Raw genomic sequence first — 21,818 nt, 5'->3', positions numbered from 1 at the left:
TACAATGCCAACTACGGCGGAATCCCTCCCACTCCTTATATCTTTCTGTATACATTGAATTTGTATTTAGTAAAATGCAGACAACACCACGGATCGGCTTTTGGTTGGACAATTCCAACCAAACACCACAGCAGACAGCAGAAAACATTCTGAACGCTAGGAAGCCGGTATGATTGTTACATATAAGGGGAAGAAAAATTTCTTTTAGGTACTTGCTTTCCTAAAACTGATGTGATACAATGATTTAATCCAGAAAAGGAGTAAAAAATATGCGGCAAGGTATTCTTAAATAAAACTATAATCAAATAGTGGGAACAAAGGATTATGATAGCTCCTTTTGTAGGGGCTTAGTTTTTTGTACCCAATTTAAGAATACTTTTGCCTTATCAATTTTGACATATCCCCAAAAACAGCAATCACAAACAGGTGTATGCTGTATATGTGTATGTCCGCAACTTATAATCCCCAGTGGTAAAAGTATTTTACTGCTGGGGATTTTTATGCCCTTTGGGGCTGTAAAGGGAGGACAATCACATGAAAATAATCAATATTGGAATTCTTGCCCATGTAGACGCTGGAAAGACGACCTTGACGGAGAGCCTGCTATATGCCAGCGGAGCCATTTCAGAACCGGGGAGCGTCGAAAAAGGGACAACGAGGACGGACACCATGTTTTTGGAGCGGCAGCGTGGGATTACCATTCAAGCGGCAGTCACTTCCTTCCAGTGGCACAGATGTAAAGTTAACATTGTGGATACGCCCGGCCACATGGATTTTTTGGCGGAGGTGTACCGCTCTTTGGCTGTTTTAGATGGGGCCATCTTGGTGATCTCCGCTAAAGATGGCGTGCAGGCCCAGACCCGTATTCTGTTCCATGCCCTGCGGAAAATGAACATTCCCACCGTTATCTTTATCAACAAGATCGACCAGGCTGGCGTTGATTTGCAGAGCGTGGTTCAGTCTGTTCGGGATAAGCTCTCCGCCGATATTATCATCAAGCAGACGGTGTCGCTGTCCCCGGAAATAGTCCTGGAGGAAAATACCGACATAGAAGCATGGGATGCGGTCATCGAAAATAACGATGAATTATTGGAAAAGTATATCGCAGGAGAACCAATCAGCCGGGAAAAACTTGCGCGGGAGGAACAGCAGCGGGTTCAAGACGCCTCCCTGTTCCCAGTCTATCATGGCAGCGCCAAAAATGGCCTTGGCATTCAACCGTTGATGGATGCGGTGACAGGGCTGTTCCAACCGATTGGGGAACAGGGGGGCGCCGCCCTATGCGGCAGCGTTTTCAAGGTTGAGTACACCGATTGCGGCCAGCGGCGTGTCTATCTACGGTTATACAGCGGAACGCTGCGCCTGCGGGATACGGTGGCCCTGGCCGGGAGAGAAAAGCTGAAAATCACAGAGATGCGTATTCCATCCAAAGGGGAAATTGTTCGGACAGACACCGCTTATCAGGGTGAAATTGTTATCCTTCCCAGCGACAGCGTGAGGTTAAACGATGTATTAGGGGACCAAACCCGGCTCCCTCGTAAAAGGTGGCGCGAGGACCCCCTCCCCATGCTGCGGACGACGATTGCGCCGAAAACGGCAGCGCAAAGAGAACGGCTGCTGGACGCTCTTACGCAACTTGCGGATACTGACCCGCTTTTGCGTTGCGAAGTGGATTCCATCACCCATGAGATCATTCTTTCTTTTTTGGGCCGGGTGCAGTTGGAGGTTGTTTCCGCTTTGCTGTCGGAAAAATACAAGCTTGAAACAGTGGTAAAGGAACCCTCCGTCATTTATATGGAGCGGCCGCTCAAAGCAGCCAGCCACACCATCCATATCGAGGTGCCGCCCAACCCGTTTTGGGCATCCATAGGACTGTCTGTTACACCACTCTCGCTTGGCTCCGGTGTACAATACGAGAGCCGGGTTTCGCTGGGATACTTGAACCAGAGTTTTCAAAACGCTGTCAGGGATGGTATCCGTTACGGGCTGGAGCAGGGCTTGTTCGGCTGGAACGTAACGGACTGTAAGATTTGCTTTGAATACGGGCTTTATTACAGTCCGGTCAGCACGCCGGCGGACTTCCGCTCATTGGCCCCGATTGTATTGGAACAGGCATTGAAGGAATCGGGGACGCAGCTGCTGGAACCTTATCTCTCCTTCATCCTCTATGCGCCCCAGGAATACCTTTCCAGGGCTTATCATGATGCACCGAAATACTGTGCCACCATCGAAACGGCCCAGGTAAAAAAGGATGAAGTTGTCTTTACTGGCGAGATTCCCGCCCGCTGTATACAGGCATACCGTACTGATCTGGCCTTTTACACCAACGGGCGGAGCGTATGCCTTACAGAGCTGAAAGGATATCAGGCCGCTGTCGGTCAGCCGGTCATCCAGCCCCGCCGTCCAAACAGCCGCCTGGACAAGGTGCGCCATATGTTTCAGAAGGTAATGTAAAGATACATAATCGTCAAGACGGCAACAATCAGAAGTTATGGAGGGTAACAATGGAATATAGTAAGGAAGATTTAATGGAAGCAAAAAAGCAAATTTGGGGAGTGGGAGAGAACATGGGAACAGAGGAAAGTAAAAAAATCTGGGAGGAGAACGCACAATTTTGGGATAATGCAATGGGTGACGAATCTAATGAATTTCACAGAGAGGTAGTGCGTCCCAAAGTAACGGAACTTCTATCTCCTAATCCTGCGGATTACATTTTGGATATTGCGTGTGGCAATGGAAATTATTCTTCGTATCTTGCACAAAGAGGCGCTTCGGTTGTCGCTTTTGATTACAGCAAAAAAATGATAGAATTGGCTAAAAGACGGCAATCACAATATGCAAAACAAATTGAATTTTGTGTGGCGGATGCGACCGATAGAAAAAGTATATTAGAATTAAAAAGAAATCGAGCCTTTACGAAAGCAGTTTCTAATATGGCAATTATGGATATTACGGATATTGAACCACTTCTTATGGCTGTTTATGAACTGTTGCAGGAAAGCGGAATTTTTGTCTTTGCAACGCAACACCCTTGTTTTGTCACGTTGACTGAAAAATATATGACACCGCACAGTTACTATGATATAGCGATTGAAGGGCAACCGAAAGAGCAGATTTATTATCATCGTTCCATACAAGATATTTTTAACCTTTGTTTTAGAGCTGGATTTGTCATTGATGGATTTTATGAAGAATGTTTCAAAACCAACAAAGAAATTCCTATGGTAATGATAGTAAGGCTTAAGAAGGTAAAACGTGATAGCTTAAAATAAATTCAAGTTTGTCGGGTAAATAGCAAACCCAGCCGAGCCAGTCAACGGTCAAGATGAACGGCGCATATGCGCAGCCGTTGACAGCCCCGCCCGCCTTTGCTGGTAGGCAATCAAGGGGCGACAGCAAGAAGTGCCACCGCCCCGCACTATTATTCAGAAAGGGGAATTTCCATGACCGACCAGATAGCCTATCAAGAATATATCCAGCGCAGGTACAACGCCTTTTGCAAGACTGTTATCCGCTGTGCCGCCTTGGACAAGATTTTGAAGCTTAAACGGCAATGGGAACGGCAAGTTTCCCTTGACTATCTGATGAACGAGAAGTTTGTCCAGTTTGCCGCGTCGGAGCCGGACGAGGAATACCCATTTACCGTCTGCGGTCAGACCGTCCTGCTCTGCAACGCCGCCCTTGCCGACGCGATCTCTGTTTTGCCGGAGCAGACGCGGGAAGAAATCCTGCGCTATTACTTTCTGCGCCAGCCGCAGCGCGTGATCGGCGCGTGTATTGGCCGGTCACGCAGCACAGCGGGGCGGCATATCCAGCTTGCCTTGCAGCGGCTACGCGAAGAAATGGGGGTGAGCCGGTATGAGTAGACTTCTCCCCTATGAAACAATCCTCAAAGCCCGTGAGGGCGACCCAGAAGCCGTGAACGCTGTCCTGCTCCACTACGCCGGATATATCCGCTATTTCTCAAAAGTGAACGGGCAGGTCAACGCCGAGGTGGAGGACTATGTAAAGCAGCGGTTAATTGACTGTCAATTCAAGTTCCGGCTTGACGAACCACCGGACAAGTCATAAAAACTGAATACCAGCCGCCACCGACGCGGCCAGCGAAAGCAGTAAGTCTTGAAAAAGATTTACTGCTTTTTTTGTTGTCCGGCTCCGCTCCCGGCCATTTTGCCCCCTGCCGGTTGTAGTAGTAAGCGAGGAGGGAATTTTTCTGCCCTGGTGTTTGGCATTTGGAGCATTTACCCGTAGTAGAGGGCAAAGAGAAAGGATTTCTCCAACACCGGGTAGAAACCACTGCGTCCGGTGTCATTTTAGCGAAAGCGGGCAGGAATGCCCTTTACAGGATTAGTAGTAGCAGAAAAAGAGAAACAAACTTTTGTGGTTGCAGTTTTCCAAAAAAGTGGCGGACGGAAGTGAGAGAAAGTTTGCAGTCACGGAGAGCAAGTTTCTACCACGGTGCCAAAATCCGCAATTCTGCGGTTTTGCCCCTCGCGGGAAACTTGTTGGGGAGTGCCTTCCCCAAACCCTGCTATGCGGCTTGCGCCGCTTATCCCCGCCGCGCTCATGCGGCAAGAAAGGAGGTCACGACCATGCGAAAGAAATACAACACACCCCACCGCAGCCGCGTTGTGAAAACCCGGCTGTCCGAAGATGAATACGCCGACTTCACAGCGCGGCTTGCGCCCTATGGTATCAGCCAGTCGGAATTTCTCCGGCAGGCGATACGGCGCACGACCATACGCCCCGTTATCCATGTGTCAGCGGTCAATGATGAACTGCTTTCCGCTGTTGGAAAGCTGGCCGCCGAGTACGGCAGGATCGGCGGCAATCTCAATCAGATTGCCCGGTATCTGAACGAGTACGGCGCACCTTACAATGCGCTGTCCGGCGAGGTGCGCGCTGCCATAGCCGACCTTGCCGCCCTCAAGTATGAAGTCCTCAAGAAAGTAGGTGACGCGGTTGGCAACACTCAAGCATATCAACTCTAAAAATGCCGACTACGGAGCCGCCGAGCAATACCTGCTTTTTGAGCATGACGAGTTTACCATGAAGCCCGTCCTTGATGAAACCGGCAGGCTTATCCCCCGCGAGGACTACCGGCTGTCCACACTGAACTGCGACGGGGAGGATTTTGCCGTTGCGTGTATGCGGGCAAATCTCCGATACGGAAAGAACCAGCAGCGGGAAGATGTAAAAAGCCACCACTATATCATCAGCTTTGACCCACGGGACGGCCCGGACAATGGCTTGACCGTAGACCGGGCGCAGGCATTGGGGGAGCAATTCTGTAAAGAGCATTTCCCCGGCCACCAAGCCCTTGTATGCACCCACCCGGACGGGCATAACCACAGCGGCAACATTCATGTGCATATCGTTATCAATTCGCTGCGGATAGAGGAAGTGCCGTTCCTGCCCTATATGGACAGGCCAGCCGATACAAAGGCCGGTTGCAAGCACCGCTGTACCGACGCAGCCTTGCGCTACTTCAAGTCCGAAGTCATGGAGATGTGCCACCGGGAGGGGCTTTACCAAATCGACCTCTTGAACGGCAGTAAGAACCGCGTGACCGACCGGGAGTATTGGGCGCAGAAAAAAGGACAGGCCAAGCTGGACAGGCAGAACGCCCCCATGATTGCAGGCGGTATCACGCCCCGGCAGACCAAGTTTGAAACGAACAAAGAGAAGCTGCGGCAGACCATACGGAAAGCCCTTGCCACCGCCGCCAGCTTTGACGAATTTTCCTCTCTGCTGCTGCGGGAGGGCGTGAGCGTTAAGGAGAGCCGTGGGCGGCTTTCCTACCTCACGCCGGACAGGACGAAGCCCATTACCGCCCGGAAGCTGGGCGACGACTTTGACCGCGCCGCTGTCTTTGCCGTTTTGGAGCAGAACGCCGCCAGAGCCACAGAAAAGGCCGCAGCCATACCCGAATACCCCCGGCATGGGAAAACCGTCATACAGCCTACAAAAGCCCCACAAACCGCCCCGAAACTCGTCGGCGCAAGCTCCATATCCTTCGCTTCCCCGCAAGCGGGAAAGCTCACTCATTCCGCTGCTTCTCCTCTCCCCGCAAAGCCAGACGGCTTTGCGGGGGCCCCAAGTGTGCAGCGGCTTGTGGACATTGAAAAGAAGCTGGCCGAGGGCAAAGGCCGGGGCTATGAACACTGGGCGAAGATACACAATCTGAAGCAGGCAGCCAAGACGCTGAATGTGTATCAGGAATACGGCTTTACTTCCCCGGAGCAGTTAGAAGCCGCTGTTGATACCGCCTATCAGGAAATGCGCCAGACCAGCGGCGAACTGAAAGCACTGGAAACCAAGCTACAAGGGAAAAAGGAGTTGCAGCAACAGGTACTTGCCTATGCCAAGACCAAGCCCGCCCGTGACGGGCTGCGGGCGCAGAAATCGCAGAAAGCCCGTGACGCATACCGGCAGGCAAACGAGAGCGATTTTATCATAGCCGACGCAGCCGCCCGGTATTTCAAGGCGCATGGCATTACCAAGCTGCCCGCCCGGAAAGCGTTGCAGGCCGAGATCGAGCAGCTTATCTCCGAGAAAGACGGCCTGTATAACACCTATCACGAACAGAAACAGCGGTTCAAGGAGTTGCAGACCGTCAAGCGGAACATCGACCAGATTTTGCGCCGGAACGAGCCGCACCGCAGAAAGGAGCAGAGCCATGAGCGATAAGTTACCGAGAATGGACTACCGCCAGCATCGGCGGGCGCGGCGGCTGGTACATGAGTGTTGTAACTACGACGAGGGAAACTGCCTGCTGTTAGACGACGGGGAGCCTTGCGTGTGCGTCCAGAGCATTTCCCTTTCCCTCATGTGCCGCTGGTTCCGTGTGGCTGTTCTGCCCCTTGACGGGGAACTGGCCGCAGCCCTCTTGCACCGAGGGAGCCGGAAACGCTGCGCCGTCTGCGGGGCGGCATTTGTCCCCAAATCCAACCGGGGGAAATACTGTCCCGGCTGCGCCGGACGCATGAAGAAAATCAAAGCCGCCGAGAGAAAGCGGAAACAAAGGCAGAAATGTCACGCTTTAGAGCCTTTCAAACCCGCATAAATCAAGGCTTTTTTCGTGGGTGTCAAAGGGTACGCGATACATTTATCCTTTTCCACCGGAAACGCCGTTCTAAGGCGTGACAAAACGCCAAAATCAACCCGAAACACAGGGAGGTGATACTATCGCTGATTATATCATGGCAGACACGCCGCTGCCTATCTATCTGCCCTACCCCCGTTTCCTGCTGAAAATGGAGATTTCCCAGACCGCCAAGCTGCTGTATTCGCTGCTGTTAGACCGTTCCACACTTTCCCAGAAGAACAAGTGGCAGGACGACGAGGGCAGGATATATATTATCTATCCCATCGCGGAGATAGCCGAAATACTGGATAAGGGCAGCACCACCATAAAGGGGGCGCTTAATGAACTGGACATGGCGGGGCTGCTGGAACGGGAACGGGGCGGCTTCTCCGCACCGAACCGCCTATATGTGAAAGTGCCGCGTGTGCCACAGGTACAGTTTTCCGACCAACTGATGGCCGGAAATCCGACCCTCATAGAGCCGGAAAACCGTCCTACTGATGGTCAGAAAACCGACCTTATGATGGTCGGAAAACCGTCCCCTAACCAAACTACTATAAACAACCTTACAGAGAGCCAAACAATGGGAGTGAGTGGGGAGCCGCCCGCGCCCTATGGCCGATACCAGAATATTTTTCTGTCGCAGACCGAATACGACGAGTTGCAGGCAGAGTACCCCGACAGGTTGGAACGGTTCATCGAGGAAATGAGCCGCTACCTTGCCGCCAACGGGAAAAGTTATCAGAACTATGCCGCCGCCCTGCGGATATGGGCGGGGAACGACAAAAAGAAAGCCCCGAAAAAGGGCATACCAGACTACTCATGCAAGGAGGGCGAGAGTTTATGAAGAACGAAATCAACGCTGTTTTGGAGAATATGACGGCCACCACCCCGGAGCCGGAGGACTACACCGGCGAGGACGGTTTACTGTACTGCGGCAAGTGCCGCAAGCCGAAAGAAGCCTATTTTGCGCCGGATAAGGCTGCTATCTTTGGCCGTGACCGCCACCCGGCAGAGTGCGACTGTCAGAGAGCCGCCCGCGAGGAACGGGAGGCCGCAGAGAAGCGGCGCAGGCACCTTGACACCGTGGAGGAACTGAAACGCCGGGGCTTTACCGACCCCACCATGCGGGACTGGACTTTTGAGAACGACAACGGCAGAAATCCGCAGGCCGGGATTGCCCGCCGGTATGTGGAACACTGGGAGGATATGCGAGCCGACAATATCGGCTGCCTGTTCTGGGGCGGCGTGGGAACCGGGAAAAGCTACCTTGCGGGCTGTATTGCAAACGCCCTCATGGAGAAAGAAATCCCCGTCCACATGACGAACTTTGCCCTTATCCTCAACGACCTTGCCGCCAGCTTTGAGAACCGCAACGAGTACATTTCCCGCCTTTGCCGCTATCCGCTGCTTATCCTTGACGACTTCGGCATGGAGCGCGGCACCGAGTATGGATTGGAACAGGTTTTCAATGTGATTGACAGCCGTTACCGTAGCGGCAAGCCGCTGATCGTCACGACCAACCTCACGCTGGACGACCTGCGGAACCCGGAGGACACCGCCCATTCCCGGATTTATGACCGCCTGCTTTCCATGTGCGTCCCGGTACGCTTTACCGGCGACAACTTCCGGCAGGAAACCGCGCAGCGGAAAATGGAGAGCATGAAGAAACTGATTACCGACTGAAAGGAGTATTGCCTATGGCAGATAGACAGCAGCACGACACCCGCACCACCCGCCGCCCCGACTGCGTGACGGAAATCCGCATGGGCAATTCCGTCCTTGTCGTGTCCGGCTATTTCAAGAAAGACACCACGACCACCGCCGCCGACAAAATGGCGCGGGTACTGGAAGCGGAAGCCGCTGCTACACAAAAATCGGCAATTTGACAAATCATAAAGAAGCTGATTTTACACTTTTGCCGCTATACAGCCCGCCCTATTCCGTGGTACAATGAAACCACGGAATAGTGGGGCTGGCTGTCGGAAACGGAGGATTTTATGTTAAGACAAGCCACCCAAAACCTCATTACCGCCCTTTATCCGAGATTGTCCCATGAGGACGAATTGCAAGGCGAGAGCAATTCCATATCGAACCAGAAAAGGATTTTGGAAACCTACGCCAAGCAGAACGGCTTTACCAATCTGCGCTGGTACACCGACGACGGCTTCTCCGGCGCAAACTTTCAAAGACCCGGTTTTCAAGCCATGCTTGCAGACATTGAAGCCGGGAAAGTGGGTACGGTCATAGTCAAGGACATGAGCCGGTTAGGGCGAAACTACTTGCAGGTAGGGTTTTACACGGAAATGCTGTTCCCCCAAAAGGGAGTGCGTTTTATCGCTGTCAACGACAATGTGGACAGCGCAAACGGCGGCATGGACAACGATTTTACCCCTCTGCGAAATCTGTTCAATGAATGGCTGGTGAGAGATACGAGCAAGAAAATCAAGGCAGTAAAACGAGCAAAAGGCATGAGCGGCAAGCCTGTTACCAGCAAGCCGGTCTATGGCTACCTCATGGACGAGGACGAGAACTATATCGTTGACGAGGAAACCGCGCCGGTTGTCCAGCAGATATACCAGCTTTGCCTTGCCGGGAACGGACCGACCAAGATTGCCCGTATGCTTACGGAGCAGCAAATCCCCACGCCGGGGACGCTGGAATACCGCAGGACGGGCAGCACCCGCCGCTACCACCCCGGCTATGAGTGCAAGTGGGCGACGAACACCGTCGTGCATATCCTCGAAAACCGGGAGTACACCGGCTGTCTGGTGAACTTCAAGACGGAGAAGCCCTCTTACAAGGTCAAGCACAGTGTAGAGAACCCCGTGGAGAAGCAGGCCATTTTTGAGAACCACCATGAGCCTATCATAGACCGGGAAACATGGGAGCGCGTGCAGGAGTTACGCAAGCAACGCAAACGCCCGAACCGCTATGATGAAGTGGGGCTGTTCTCCGGTATGCTGTTCTGCGCCGACTGCGGCCATGTGATGTACCAGCAGCGGTATCAGAACAAAACCCGCAAGCAGGACTGTTACATCTGCGGCAGCTACAAGAAGCGCACCCGCGACTGTACGGCGCACTTTATCCGCACCGACCTGTTGACCGCCGGTGTCCTCTCCAATCTCCGGCAAGTAACGGAATATGCCGCCAAGCATGAGAGCCGCTTTGTGAAGCTGCTTATCCAGCAGAACGAGATCGGCGGCAAGAGAAAGACCGCCGCAGCCACCAAGCAGCTTGAACAGGCGCAGGAGCGCATTGCCGAAGTGAGCCGCATTATCAAGCGGCTGTATGAGGACAATGTAAACGGCAAAATCAGCGACGAGCGTTTCATGGAACTGTCGGCAGACTATGAGCAGGAGCAGCGGGAACTGAAAGACCGCGCCGCCGCTTTGCAGGCCGAACTGGACAAGTCGCAGGCCGCCACCGTCAACGCGGAAAAGTTTATGGGTATCGTCCGAAAGCACCTTGCCTTTGAGGAATTGACCCCCACCCTCTTGCGGGAAATGATTGAAAAAATCGTCGTGCATGAGTGCAGCTATGACGAGAACGGCACCCGCAGGCAGGACATTGAGATTTATTACAGCTTTGTCGGCAAGATTGACTTGCCCGAAGCCTAACGCCCGACCTATCCGACACAATGGCCAAGTGCCGGATAGGAACGGCAAAATTTTTTACACTTCTATTACTTCTTTATCGCACATAAGCAAAATCGCAGGGTATGAAGCAGTTCATGGCTAATTAAAGGGAACAAAAAGAAAGGAAAAACCAATCCAGACGGTATCAGCGGCAGGCTACAAGAATAAATTGTGATTTCACAAGATTGGTGTTATAATAAGAGAAAAGTTCCTGCCGGGGCAACCGCCCCGGTGGTATGGATAGAAAGGCAGGAAAATAATATGCACATCAGCTATAAACCACTCTGGCACACACTGTTAGAGCGTGATATGAGAAAAGAAGATTTAAGGCTTGCCGCTGGTATGACAACGAATATGATTGCCAACATGAGCAAAGAGGGAAAGCACATCAGCATGGACACATTAGCCCGTATCTGCGAAACGCTGAATTGTGAGATTACCGATGTAATTGAGTTAGTACCAGACGAGCCTGCTTCCACAGGAGGTAAGGAACATGAGCGAATTGAAACCAAGAATAACAGAAAACGGAATTGATTATATCCTTGTTGGAGATTACTACATCCCAGACTTGAAGCTGCCGGAAGAACACCGCCCCATCGGAAAGTACGGACGGATGCACCGGGAATATTTAAGAGAAGTCCACCCAGCCAGATTGAACACATTGACCTTGACCGGGGAGTTATGGACATACCTTGCAGACCTGAACGAACAGGCACAGGAACGGTTAGACACCATCATGGAGCAGATGAAAGCCACCGAGGGCGTGACCGAGGAATTGAAGCGTACCCGTCAAATGGAATGGGTGCAGCGTTGCAATAACATTCACAACCGAGCAGAAGAAATTGTTTTGCATGATATAATTTATTCATACGGGAGTAATTAAATCGGAGGTATATAAGATGATTGAAATTGTATTTGGTGAAAGTGCCTGTGGAAGTTTGAAAATTGCCCAAACTTACGGTAAGGGAAAGTATAGAGGAAGTGCAGTTTCGGTCTTTATGAGGCACGAAGATGGGAGTGTTCCATCTTCAGATGAAATGAAAGAAGCACAAATTCAAGCACAGGAACAAGAACATATTGCTTGGGAGAATGCTATTCCATTGGGAGGCAAGAGCAGTGATGTTTATTGTTTTGATATGGCTCTTAGTGTGGGAGATATTTCTGATAATGGAATTGGCGAACAGCGGAAAAATGTTCTCAAGAAAATGCTGTCTGTCTGGTTTGTAGAGGATTTAGACTATCAGGTTGAAGAAAAAATACAGAAAATTAAAACTACATTGTCTTCGGTTATTGAACGATATGTAGCTGGGGAAGAAGTTCGTATTTGGTATAGCTATAATCCGGATGAACTTTGCGGTATGTACTGGCTTATGAAACAACTTCGACCATTAAACTGTCAGACAACAATTTATTTGGTTAAGTTACCTGCCTGGGAATATGGAAAAGAAAATACTATGACATCCAAAATAGCATGGGGTGAGGTTTCTCCTGGCGAATGGGGAAAATATATAACTCTACAAGAAAAAGCTAAGCCTGTATTTCTTTCAGCTTGTGCTATGAAATGGAATCAACTTCAAAATGAAAATGCACCTTTGCGTGCAATGCTAAATGGTAAATTGCAAAGTGTTTCAGAAGATATATATGATAGTTTCATTCTTCGTGAAATTGCGGAACAGCCAGAGCAATTCAAAATGGCTATTGTTATAGGTAATGTTTTAGGAAAATATCAACTTGGAATTAGTGATGTATGGATTTCTAATCGCATTGATAAAATGCTTGAAGATGGTGTGTTGGAAATTATACAGGACGCACCAAAGGGAGAAACAAATTATCGCCGGATATTAAGAAAACGAATGAAATAATAACCACAGCAAGAACCGCTGCTACATGGAAGGCACCCCAACCATGCAACAGCGGTTTTTTTTACCGTTTTTTCCTCTGGCTGATAGGCGTTCCCATTTTCTTTGATTTTTTGAGAATCCGAATCAGCCAGCGAAATTCTTCGTCTGACAGATTTTTATAGTTGATACCGAGCTGCTTGCAGTAAAGGACAACCAGCTTTTCATCCCGGCTGCCCTTGAAATTTTCGACTGCTTCGAGATTTTCTTTCAATTCATCGGCAACGGTGGTCTGGGGCGCACTCTCACTGTCCTTTTTGTGGGCTTCCCGAATATCCCGGATAATCAGGTTGAGGTCATCCAGAACCATGTGACTGAAATACTCATCATCACTGATATGGGCGGCTTGCAGCACTTTCAAATGCGGGTCATCTTCGCCTGGGCGATACCGTTCAATGATTTCATGCCGGACGGTATCGACAAGTGCATTGAGGTTTTGAATCTGCATGGTAGCAATCCCGTCCACATAAATCTCAATGTCTGCAAGAAACTTGATGAAATCTTTATGTGTAGCAAGCTCACAGAGCAGACGGTTGTTAATCCGACCGCTTTTCAGCAGTGCCACCATCTCATCATTCAAATGCAGCTCCGTCAATGGTGTGTTGATCTGCTCCCTGTTCTCTGTCCGGCACAGTAGATAATCAACAGAGACCCCATAGAAGTCTGCCAGCGTGATAAGGTTGCCATGATTGATTTCCTTAAAATCCTCTTTTTCATAACTTCCAAGAGCTGATTTGGAAATGCCTGTCAGCTTTGATAGTTCTTCCAGATTTAAGCCTTTGTCCTTGCGGAGTTCCCAAAGGCGTTCCTGTATGCTTGTTGCTCCTTTCATGGGCGCACGCTCCTTTCCGGCGGTTTGATTGCTGCCGCTTAATTGGATTATATCATACTTTCCGCAATCGTGGAAATTTCCGCTTTTTACCCCTAATTCCTACTTTGTGGACATACGGCACAGGGCACAAAAATGTTCTATGATACAGGTAGTTCATCGATGGATTATTCCAATCGAATGACCAGCCTGTGTGGGATATGCTTCCCCGGCGATGTAGTGCCATGACTTTTGGCAGGGATGTGGAGGAACCCTGACCGAAACGAGCGTACCAAAGGGAGCGATACGCCGCTGTGAGATTCAGGGGAGGAACGACACCGGGGGGAACTGGCGAACTGACACCGAAATGATACCGAAACACGACAATCTGATAGGGGGATAGTCTACCCTATCGCTGATACTTCGGGAGATTTTAAGCGGCTCTATGGCTGTAATTTTGCCGAAAATCGCCCCGAAACCATACACGAAAACGGGAGGAAGCGCAATATGCCGAGAATGAGCAAAAAGAGGAAGCATGAGCTTTCCTTTTACCTCAATGACCGGGGGCGTGTCACTTACAACGAATTATGCCGGAAATGCCAGCATGGGTGCAAGCAGAGCTTCCGGGCGGTTGTGATTGACTGCCCCCGTTATTTATCCAAACGAGCAAAGAAAAAGGAGGAACACACCGAATGAATTTTGAATTTATGACGATAGACACACCATTGCCGCCCTGTATGCCATTTCCCAGAGCGTTGACAGGATTTCCAGTCAGCAGCACCGCAAAGGTCATGTACTGCCGGATGCTGGACGCTATGCTCTCCAAAGGGCAGGAAGACGAGAACGGAATCCTGTTTGTCTGCTTCCCTGTCACAGCCATTGCCGCAGTCCTGTCCCGCAGTCCCATGACGGTCAAGCGTTCTCTGAATGAACTGGAAACCGCCGGACTTATCATGCGGGTGCGTCAGGGCGTTGGAGAACCCAACAGAATTTATGTGCTGATACCGGGAAAGGAGGACGCTGCCCTTGCCTGATACCTTAAAGCTGGAAAAGCTAAACCGGGAGCTGGAGAAAAGCGAAAAGAAACTGCGGAAAGCCATCAATGATGAAAAGGCATTGCAGCACCAGTTAAAGCAGCTTACCCGAAAGGAACGGACGCACCGGCTCTGCACTCGTGGCGGTATGCTGGAAAGTTTTCTGCAAGAGCCGGAACGCCTGACAGATGATGATGTCATGCTGTTGTTGAAACTTATTTTTCACAGGCAGGACACGCAGGAACTATTGAAAAAACTGCTGGAACGGGAGAAGCCGGAAACCCCTTAGTTTACTAAGGGCGCAATTATACACCACCCAGAGGTTGGTGCATTGCGTTCTCCGAAGGCTCCTCGCCGGAGGGCTGTGATTTTCCGCAGTCATGGTCTGCTCCAAATCATACAGGGGACGCTACACTTCCCCTGCGCTGGCTGCCGCCAGCTACCCTTTTGTGGACTTGCCATCTGGGGACACCTTGCGTTGCAAGCTGTTCCCAGCCGACAAGTTTCATAAAATATGCTATCTTTTCGATAGGCAATGAAGTATAATGAAGTCAGCAATAAATCAGGAATTTGAGGTCAAGGCTTAAACGGGAGGTTTATATGAAAAAATACCAATGTCCTTGCTGCGGATATTTTACCTATAATGTTCCGGCAAATGAAGATTGTGGGTATATCTGTCCCGTTTGTTTTTGGGAGAATGACCCGTTCATTGCTTCTGATAACGAACCAAGCGACTCTAATCATGGAATAACACTAAAAGAAGCGAAATCCAATTTCTCAAAATTTGGTGCTTGTGAAAAAGAAATGTTATGTTATGTCCGACCACCGAGAGATGATGAAAAGAAAATTTCATAGCAACAATGTCGAAGTTATGGAGGGAATAAAAGTGAAGGACACTGCTAAGAGAGCAATAGTTACAGTTATTGTGTTTGTTATAATTTATGTTTTATCTGGTCCAATTATCGGATATACAAACTACGATATGTATTTGAAAGGAATTGAATTTTTATCAGCGGTAATCGGAGCAGGATGTTACTGGATAGGAAGCAATAAAAATAGTTCTTGAATTTGACAAAGGAGTTGGAAGTATGAAAAGAATAGGTACAGCATTGACTATCGTGTTCATCATCGCTGGATTTGCAATTTCCTTTTTTATTGGACACTATGTGAGCGACAAGTCACATACAGAAAGTCGAGCAGCACAATTTGATAAATATATTTCTCGTGCGATTGATACAATCAAAGATAAAGGTCTGTCCATTGATGGCGCCCCAGAAGCGATAGCCAGCAATATTTGGGTGGCACACGAATTTTGTGATAGCCCTGAAATTTCCGCAGAACTCAGCAATCTGTGGAATACCATTGTATATGAAAAAGATGTGCTTCTCGGTCAAGAAGATGTGTTGACTGCTCAACTGAAAGATATTTTGGAAAAATGTCAATAGTCTTTGCAAATTTTCTATTTATCATTCACTCATCGGGTCAACTTGTCCCGAACTTTTACAACTAAATACCCGCCGCCCACACAGCGGCACATCGAGCAGGAAATCTGAAAAAAGGTCTCCTGCTTTTTTTCTGCCCAAAATGAGGTGGTAAAACGCCACCCCATCCACCAATTAGCGAAAGGAGGAACACGAAATGCCCTGTCCACACAACGAAATCACGATTGTGCAGCGCAGCCAGCGGCAGTCTGCTGTTGCCGCCGCTGCTTACCAGAGCGGCGAAAAGCTGTTCTGTGGATACGATCAGGAAGTGAAGCACTACCCGGAAAAGCGTGGTATCGTCCACAATGAAATCCTGCTCCCGGAAAATGCCCCACCAGAGTATGCAGACCGCAATACCTTATGGAACGCCGCCGAAGCGGTGGAAAAGCAATGGAACTCCCAGCTTGCAAGGCGGTGGGTGCTGACCATCCCCAGAGAGATACCGCCCGACCAGTACGCTGTCCTTGTCCGGGAGTTTTGTGAACAGCAGTTTGTTTCCAAAGGGATGATTGTTGACTTTGCCATCCATGACCCCCACCCGCCGGGACACAATCCCCACGCCCATGTCTTACTCACTATGAGGGCAATGGACGAACATGGGAAATGGCTTCCCAAGAGCCGCAAGGTTTATGACTTTGACGAAAACGGGGAACGGATAAAGCTACTATCTGGCAGGTGGAAAAGCCACAAGGAGGATACGGTTGACTGGAACGACCAGAAGTATTGTGAAATCTGGCGGCATGAATGGGAGGGCATCCAGAACCGCTATCTGGAAGCCAATGACCGCCCGGAGCGTGTGGACTTGCGTTCCTATGCCAGACAGGGGCTTGATATTGTCCCCACTGTCCATGAGGGGGCTGCTGTCCGGCAGATGGAAAAGCGTGGTATCCAGACGAATATCGGAAACCTGAACCGGGAAATCAGAGCCGCCAACAGTCTGATGAAGTCCATCCGGCAGCTTATCCAAAACCTCAAAGGCTGGATTACCGAGCTGGGAGAAAAACGGAAAGAGCTGCTTGCACAAAAAGCGGCGGAGGAAGCGACACTTCTTCCCAATCTGCTGATGAAGTACATGGAGATACGAAAGGAAGAACGGAAGGACTGGACGAGGGCTGGACAGAACCGGGGGACTTCACAGGACTTAAAGGCAGTCAGCGAAGCCCTGTCCTATCTCCGGCAAAAGGGACTTTCCACTGTGGAGGACTTAGAAGCGTTTCTGGAATCTTCCGGGAAATCAGCCGCAGATTACCGCAATCAGATGAAGCCAAAGGAAGCCCGCAGCAAAGTGATTGACGGGATTCTTGCCAGCCGGACAGACTGCAAGGAATGTAAGCCTGTCTATGAGAAGTACCAGAAGATATTTTTCAAGAAAACAAAGGAGAAATTCAAACAGGAACACCCGGAGGTTGCCCGGTATGCGAAAGCCGCCTCCTACCTTGCCAAGCACCCGGACGATAAGGACAGTACCCAAAAGGAGCTGCAAGAGGAGCAGGAAACGCTTCTGGAAGAAATTGCAGAGCTGAAAACACCTCTGATCGAGGTACAGGCTGATTTGAAGAAGCTGCGGGACATCCGCTACTGGGTACGGAAAGCCACACCCGGCACAGAGGAAAGCAAAGAGCCGCCCAAGAAACAGCCTATCAAAGAAGTCTTGCAGGATAAGGCTGACGAGAAAAAAGCACAAAGAACTGCCCCGGTGCAGACAAAACACAAACAACAGGATATGGAACTTTAACAGGCACTTGCCATTTTCAGATTGAGAATGTCAGGTGCTTTTCTTTTTTTCAAGGAGGGATAGATTTGAATTTATTTGAAGCTGTGAAGCAGTCCGTCACAACAAGACAGGCTGCGGAGCATTATGGAATCCATGTAGGGCGGAACGGGATGGCTTGCTGCCCGTTCCATCATGATAAAACCCCAAGCATGAAGCTGGATCGGCGTTACCACTGCTTCGGCTGCGGTGCGGATGGGGATGTGATTGATTTTGCCGCCGCCCTGTATGGGCTGGGAAAGAAAGAAGCCGCCATACAACTGGCAAATGACTTCGGGCTTTCCTATGAGGACTGGAAGCCGCCGGGAAAGGCAAAAAAGCCCAAGCCCCGGCAGAAATCCCCGGAGGAACAGTTTCAGGAAGCAAAGAGCCGCTGCTTCCGTATTCTTGCTGATTATCTCCATCTGCTCCGGGCATGGAGAAAGGACTACGCCCCGCATTCCCCGGAGGAAGTCTTTCATCCCCGGTTTGTGGAAGCCTTACAGAAGCAAGCCCATGTGGAATATCTGCTGGATGTGCTGCTGTTCGGGGAGACAGAGGAAAAAGCGGCTTTGATTACGGACTACGGAAAGGATGTGATACAGCTTGAAAAGCGAATGGCAGAGCTTGCCGCCGCAAACGCAGCAAGAACTAAAAAACACCATGAACGCCATGCAGCCGCCCCAGAGCATTGAGGAAATCAAGGCGGGGCTGGAAACTACCGAGAAAGGCGGTGTCCGTCAGAGCATACGGAACTGCCTGACCGTATTCCAGCGTGACCCGCTGCTTTCCGGGGCTATCGCATACAACATCCTGACCGACCGCAAGGACATCATAAAGCCCATCGGCTTCCACAGGGAAAGCACCGCCCTGAACGATACGGACATGAAGTATCTGCTTCTCTATCTGGAAGAAACCTACGGGCTTACCAATGAGAAGAAGATTGATAACGCCATCGGGATTGTGGCGAATGAAAACAAGTACCATCCCATCCGGGACTATCTCAATACCCTTGTGTGGGACGGGACAGAGCGAATCCGTTTCTGCCTGCGGCACTTTCTGGGGGCTGACGCAGACGATTACACCTATGAAGCGTTGAAGCTGTTCCTGCTGGGTGCAATCTCACGAGCCTTTCAGCCGGGGTGCAAATTTGAAATCATGCTCTGTCTGGTCGGCGGTCAGGGGGCTGGCAAGTCCACCTTCTTCCGTCTGATGGCAGTCCGGGACGAGTGGTTCTCCGATGATTTGCGGAAGCTGGACGATGACAATGTGTACCGCAAGCTGCAAGGTCACTGGATTATCGAAATGTCGGAAATGATGGCAACCGCCAACGCCAAGAGCATTGAGGAAATCAAGTCATTTTTAAGCCGGCAGAAAGAGGTTTACAAGATACCCTATGAAACCCACCCGGCAGACCGCCCCCGTCAGTGCGTGTTTGGCGGCACTTCCAATGCCCTTGACTTCCTGCCCCTTGACCGTTCCGGCAACCGCCGCTTTATCCCCGTCATGGTGTACCCGGAGCAAGCCGAGGTTCACATTTTGGAGGACGAAGCTGCTTCCAGAGCCTATATCGAGCAGATGTGGGCGGAAGCGATGGAGATTTACCGAAGCGGCAGGTTCAAGCTGGCTTTCAGCCCCGACATGCAGCGGTATCTGAAAGAACACCAGCGGGATTTTATGCCGGAGGACACCAAAGCCGGAATGATACAGGCGTATCTTGATAGGTACACCGGGAGCATGGTCTGCTCCAAGCAGCTCTACAAGGAAGCCTTGAACCATGCCTTTGACGAGCCGAAGCAATGGGAAATCCGGGAAATCAACGAGATTATGAACCAGTGCATTGACCGCTGGCGGTACTTCCCGAACCCAAGAATGTTTTCCGAATATGGCAGACAAAAGGGCTGGGAGCGAGAAAACCCGGCAACGGACTCCGGCAACCCGTCTGAAAAAACGATGGACGGTTTTGTGGAGGTCACAGAACAGATGGAGCTTCCATTCTGAAAATGACCACCCGTTGCACCCCCTGTTGCTATCCCGTTGCCGAGCCGGTTGCCGGGGAAAACCCCTTATTTCCGGGCTTTTCTCCCTTATAACAACCAAAACAACAGAAAAATAAAAGAAAAGTATAAATAGTAACCACCGCCAGATTGAGATTGTTTGCAAGGTCTTTTGAAGCCCGTTGCCGGACTTCGTTGCCGACACCCTCTGTCTGGCTATTTTCATGTATGGAGGATAACTGCCTATGGCAAAAAACAAAACAGAGATTCATGTGACCACTGTATTTGACGGGGAGCTGGATGCAACCGATGTGTTCGTCAGCCTGATTTCCCAGAAATACGGAAAGACAAATACGAAAGAATATCTTGCTAAAAAGAAAGATATGAGCTATAATGAAGATGAGGTTCAAAAGAGCCAGATACCGTCTGGATTGTGTGGGTAAATGGCTATGATGAACGAAATGGAATACAGAACAATCGGTTCGGCACTTGCCGGGGGCTATCGTGCGGCGGTCTATTGCAGGCTGTCAAAGGACGATGACCTGCAAGGCGAAAGTGCCAGTATCGCAAACCAGCGTGATATGCTGGAAAAATACTGCGAAAAGCAGGGATGGGAGGTTGTGGCAGTCTATCAGGACGATGGTTTCACAGGTCTTAATATGGAGCGTCCTGATTTACAGAGAATGTTGAGAGCCATTGAGCGCAGGCAAATCAACCTTGTCATCACGAAAGACCTCAGCCGACTGGGGCGTAACTATCTGCAAACCGGGCATTTGATTGAGGACTTTTTCCCAAGAAACGGTGTCCGCTATATCGCCATGAATGACGGTATCGACACCCTGCGGGATAACAACGATATTGCCCCGTTCAAGAATATCCTGAACGAGATGTACAGCAAGGATATTTCCAAGAAAGTCCATTCCTCTTATCTTCTGAAGGCGCAGAAAGGACAGTTTACCGGGTGTCTTGCCCCGTTTGGGTATCGGAAAGACCCAGAGGACAGAAACCATCTGCTCATTGACGAGGAAACCGCCCCGATTGTGCGGCTGATTTTCGGATATGCCCTGAACGGTCATGGTCCGAACTATATCCGCAGACGGCTGGAGGAAGAAAAAATCCCCTGCCCCACATGGTGGAACCGGGAACGGGGGCTTCGCAATACCCGCACCAAATGGGAAAAGAAAGACCCGGAAAACGGACGGTATATGTGGGACTTCTCCGTTATCAAAGACCTTTTGATGAATCCCGTCTACACCGGGGCGATTGCTTCCCAGAAAAAAGACTACCGCTTCAAAATCGGCACGATTGGGGAAAAGAAGCCGGAGGACTGGATTGTAGTGGAGGAACAGCATGAACCGCTGATTGACCGCATGAGCTTTGATATTGTGCAGAACAAGCTGAAATCCCGCCAGCGTCCGGGGCAGACCAATGAAATCAGCCTGTTTGCCGGACTGATAAAATGCGGCGAGTGTGGGAAGTCGCTGACGATACGCTATACAAACGCAAAACATCCCCAGCAGATTTATTCCTGCAAGACCTACAATGCCTTTGGAAAGAACCACTGCACCCAGCACCGGATTGACTATGACACCCTTTACAGCCATGTGCTGCGAAAAATCCGGGAATGTGCCAGAGCTGCCCTGATGGACGGGAAAGCGGTTGCCGACCGCCTGACTAATACCTGTGAAGCCGAGCAGCGGGAACAGCGGGAAGCAATGGAACGCTCCCTTACAAGGGACGAGGAACGGATTGAGGTTCTGGATAAAATGGTCATGCGGCTTTATGAGGATATGATTGCAGGGCGTATCAGTGAGCAGAATTTCAACACCATGCTGGAAAAGACACAGACCGAGCAGACGGAGCTTAAAACAAAAGTGTCAGAGGGCAGAAAGCGGCTGTCCGATGAAGTCCAGCTTGCCAATGACGCAAAACAATGGGTGGAAGCCATTCAGGAATATGCCAACATCACAGAGCTGGACGCAGCCACCCTTAACCGCTTAATCAAAGAAATCGTCGTGCATGAGCGCATTGACGAAGATAAAACAAGACACATTTCTATCGAAATTCATTTTAATCTCAAACCCATCCCAGAGGTGGAACAGGTCACTGCCTGACCTGTCCC

At 50.3% G+C, this 21,818-nt stretch carries 27 protein-coding genes; 25 read left to right on the top strand and 2 right to left on the bottom strand.

Annotated features, from left to right (window positions below; genetic code table 11):
* Positions 1–534: 534 nt before the first annotated feature.
* The 14 genes from tet(W) (at position 535) to DWZ61_RS15800 (ending at position 12,587) form a co-directional block, all read left to right on the top strand.
* Complete coding sequence (gene tet(W) / locus DWZ61_RS15875) at positions 535–2,454, top strand: tetracycline resistance ribosomal protection protein Tet(W) (RefSeq protein WP_002586627.1); 1,920 nt, start codon at positions 535–537, stop codon at positions 2,452–2,454.
* A gap of 50 nt (positions 2,455–2,504) precedes the next feature.
* A complete protein-coding gene (locus DWZ61_RS15870; RefSeq protein ID WP_002586626.1) occupies positions 2,505–3,272 on the top strand; it encodes a class I SAM-dependent methyltransferase in 768 nt (255 codons plus the stop codon).
* A 171-nt stretch (positions 3,273–3,443) separates the two neighbouring features.
* Complete coding sequence (locus tag DWZ61_RS15860) at positions 3,444–3,866, top strand: sigma-70 family RNA polymerase sigma factor (protein ID WP_002586616.1); 423 nt, start codon at positions 3,444–3,446, stop codon at positions 3,864–3,866.
* Positions 3,859–4,071: a helix-turn-helix domain-containing protein gene (locus tag DWZ61_RS15855; RefSeq protein ID WP_002586615.1), complete on the top strand. Its 213-nt coding sequence runs from the start codon at positions 3,859–3,861 to the stop codon at positions 4,069–4,071. The genes DWZ61_RS15860 and DWZ61_RS15855 overlap by 8 nt, the downstream gene beginning before the upstream one ends.
* A 521-nt stretch (positions 4,072–4,592) precedes the next feature.
* The gene (gene mobC, locus DWZ61_RS15845; protein WP_009259638.1) at positions 4,593–4,991 is read left to right on the top strand and encodes a plasmid mobilization relaxosome protein MobC; all 399 of its coding nucleotides are present in this window, start codon (positions 4,593–4,595) and stop codon (positions 4,989–4,991) included.
* Entirely contained in the window at positions 4,963–6,690 is a 1,728-nt protein-coding gene (locus DWZ61_RS15840; RefSeq protein WP_118539615.1) for a relaxase/mobilization nuclease domain-containing protein, read from the top strand. The genes mobC and DWZ61_RS15840 overlap by 29 nt, the downstream gene beginning before the upstream one ends.
* A complete protein-coding gene (locus DWZ61_RS15835) occupies positions 6,680–7,066 on the top strand; it encodes a cysteine-rich VLP domain-containing protein (protein ID WP_009259636.1) in 387 nt (128 codons plus the stop codon). The genes DWZ61_RS15840 and DWZ61_RS15835 overlap by 11 nt, the downstream gene beginning before the upstream one ends.
* Positions 7,067–7,202: 136 nt before the next feature.
* Positions 7,203–7,934 (top strand): replication initiator protein A, encoded by a 732-nt coding sequence (locus tag DWZ61_RS15830; RefSeq protein WP_009259635.1) that lies wholly within the window; start codon positions 7,203–7,205, stop codon positions 7,932–7,934.
* Positions 7,931–8,773, top strand: a complete 843-nt coding sequence (locus tag DWZ61_RS15825; RefSeq protein WP_009259634.1) for an ATP-binding protein — start codon at positions 7,931–7,933, stop codon at positions 8,771–8,773. The genes DWZ61_RS15830 and DWZ61_RS15825 overlap by 4 nt, the downstream gene beginning before the upstream one ends.
* Positions 8,774–8,787: 14 nt before the next feature.
* Complete coding sequence (locus DWZ61_RS15820) at positions 8,788–8,976, top strand: transposon-encoded TnpW family protein (protein ID WP_009259633.1); 189 nt, start codon at positions 8,788–8,790, stop codon at positions 8,974–8,976.
* A gap of 111 nt (positions 8,977–9,087) precedes the next feature.
* Entirely contained in the window at positions 9,088–10,707 is a 1,620-nt protein-coding gene (locus tag DWZ61_RS15815; RefSeq protein WP_009259632.1) for a recombinase family protein, read from the top strand.
* 189 nt (positions 10,708–10,896) lie between these two features.
* A complete protein-coding gene (locus DWZ61_RS15810; RefSeq protein WP_330423314.1) occupies positions 10,897–11,259 on the top strand; it encodes a helix-turn-helix domain-containing protein in 363 nt (120 codons plus the stop codon).
* Complete coding sequence (locus tag DWZ61_RS15805; RefSeq protein WP_117534454.1) at positions 11,219–11,608, top strand: TnpV protein; 390 nt, start codon at positions 11,219–11,221, stop codon at positions 11,606–11,608. Before DWZ61_RS15810 ends, DWZ61_RS15805 begins: the two co-directional genes overlap by 41 nt.
* Before the next feature lie 16 nt (positions 11,609–11,624).
* Complete coding sequence (locus tag DWZ61_RS15800; protein ID WP_014078537.1) at positions 11,625–12,587, top strand: DUF3658 domain-containing protein; 963 nt, start codon at positions 11,625–11,627, stop codon at positions 12,585–12,587.
* A gap of 61 nt (positions 12,588–12,648) precedes the next feature.
* Here DWZ61_RS15800 and DWZ61_RS15795 read toward each other — a convergent pair whose 3' ends face one another.
* Entirely contained in the window at positions 12,649–13,455 is an 807-nt protein-coding gene (locus DWZ61_RS15795; RefSeq protein ID WP_009296084.1) for a helix-turn-helix domain-containing protein, read from the bottom strand.
* A 483-nt stretch (positions 13,456–13,938) separates the two neighbouring features.
* Here DWZ61_RS15795 and DWZ61_RS15785 point away from each other — a divergent pair, with 483 nt between their 5' ends.
* The 9 genes from DWZ61_RS15785 to DWZ61_RS15745 all read left to right on the top strand — a co-directional run bounded on the left by DWZ61_RS15785 (position 13,939) and on the right by DWZ61_RS15745 (position 19,700).
* On the top strand, positions 13,939–14,127 hold the full coding sequence (locus DWZ61_RS15785; RefSeq protein ID WP_002304353.1) for a hypothetical protein: 189 nt from the start codon (positions 13,939–13,941) through the stop codon (positions 14,125–14,127).
* Positions 14,124–14,465: a DeoR family transcriptional regulator gene (locus tag DWZ61_RS15780; protein WP_003020305.1), complete on the top strand. Its 342-nt coding sequence runs from the start codon at positions 14,124–14,126 to the stop codon at positions 14,463–14,465. The genes DWZ61_RS15785 and DWZ61_RS15780 overlap by 4 nt, the downstream gene beginning before the upstream one ends.
* The gene (locus DWZ61_RS15775; protein ID WP_004798081.1) at positions 14,458–14,754 is read left to right on the top strand and encodes a DUF3847 domain-containing protein; all 297 of its coding nucleotides are present in this window, start codon (positions 14,458–14,460) and stop codon (positions 14,752–14,754) included. The genes DWZ61_RS15780 and DWZ61_RS15775 overlap by 8 nt, the downstream gene beginning before the upstream one ends.
* Before the next feature lie 311 nt (positions 14,755–15,065).
* On the top strand, positions 15,066–15,320 hold the full coding sequence (locus tag DWZ61_RS15770) for a CPCC family cysteine-rich protein (RefSeq protein ID WP_117541237.1): 255 nt from the start codon (positions 15,066–15,068) through the stop codon (positions 15,318–15,320).
* A gap of 16 nt (positions 15,321–15,336) precedes the next feature.
* On the top strand, positions 15,337–15,531 hold the full coding sequence (locus DWZ61_RS15765; RefSeq protein ID WP_107000388.1) for a hypothetical protein: 195 nt from the start codon (positions 15,337–15,339) through the stop codon (positions 15,529–15,531).
* 22 nt (positions 15,532–15,553) lie between these two features.
* Positions 15,554–15,910, top strand: coding sequence for a hypothetical protein (locus tag DWZ61_RS15760; protein WP_117541235.1), 357 nt, complete (start codon positions 15,554–15,556; stop codon positions 15,908–15,910).
* 193 nt (positions 15,911–16,103) lie between these two features.
* Positions 16,104–17,684 carry a MobQ family relaxase gene (gene mobQ, locus DWZ61_RS15755; RefSeq protein ID WP_118539614.1) on the top strand — a complete coding sequence of 527 codons (1,581 nt, stop codon included), beginning with the start codon at positions 16,104–16,106 and terminating at the stop codon, positions 17,682–17,684.
* A gap of 65 nt (positions 17,685–17,749) precedes the next feature.
* On the top strand, positions 17,750–18,394 hold the full coding sequence (locus DWZ61_RS15750; protein ID WP_118539612.1) for a CHC2 zinc finger domain-containing protein: 645 nt from the start codon (positions 17,750–17,752) through the stop codon (positions 18,392–18,394).
* Positions 18,363–19,700: a virulence-associated E family protein gene (locus DWZ61_RS15745; RefSeq protein WP_118539610.1), complete on the top strand. Its 1,338-nt coding sequence runs from the start codon at positions 18,363–18,365 to the stop codon at positions 19,698–19,700. The genes DWZ61_RS15750 and DWZ61_RS15745 overlap by 32 nt, the downstream gene beginning before the upstream one ends.
* A 28-nt stretch (positions 19,701–19,728) precedes the next feature.
* Here the strand turns inward: DWZ61_RS15745 and DWZ61_RS20475 are convergent, their stop codons facing one another.
* Positions 19,729–19,968, bottom strand: coding sequence for a tweety protein (locus tag DWZ61_RS20475; RefSeq protein WP_117524374.1), 240 nt, complete (start codon positions 19,966–19,968; stop codon positions 19,729–19,731).
* On the opposite strand from DWZ61_RS20475, the gene DWZ61_RS15735 reads away from it, so the two are divergent.
* Entirely contained in the window at positions 19,942–20,139 is a 198-nt protein-coding gene (locus DWZ61_RS15735; protein ID WP_055270759.1) for a hypothetical protein, read from the top strand. The genes DWZ61_RS20475 and DWZ61_RS15735 overlap by 27 nt on opposite strands.
* Entirely contained in the window at positions 20,140–21,810 is a 1,671-nt protein-coding gene (locus DWZ61_RS15730) for a recombinase family protein (protein WP_118539608.1), read from the top strand.
* The last annotated feature ends 8 nt before the right edge of the window (positions 21,811–21,818 follow it).

The sequence above is a fragment of the Clostridium sp. AF34-10BH genome, assembly GCF_003478095.1.
Taxonomy (GTDB): domain Bacteria; phylum Bacillota; class Clostridia; order Lachnospirales; family Lachnospiraceae; genus Acetatifactor; species Acetatifactor acetigignens.
This window is presented reverse-complemented; position numbering and strand designations above follow the sequence as displayed.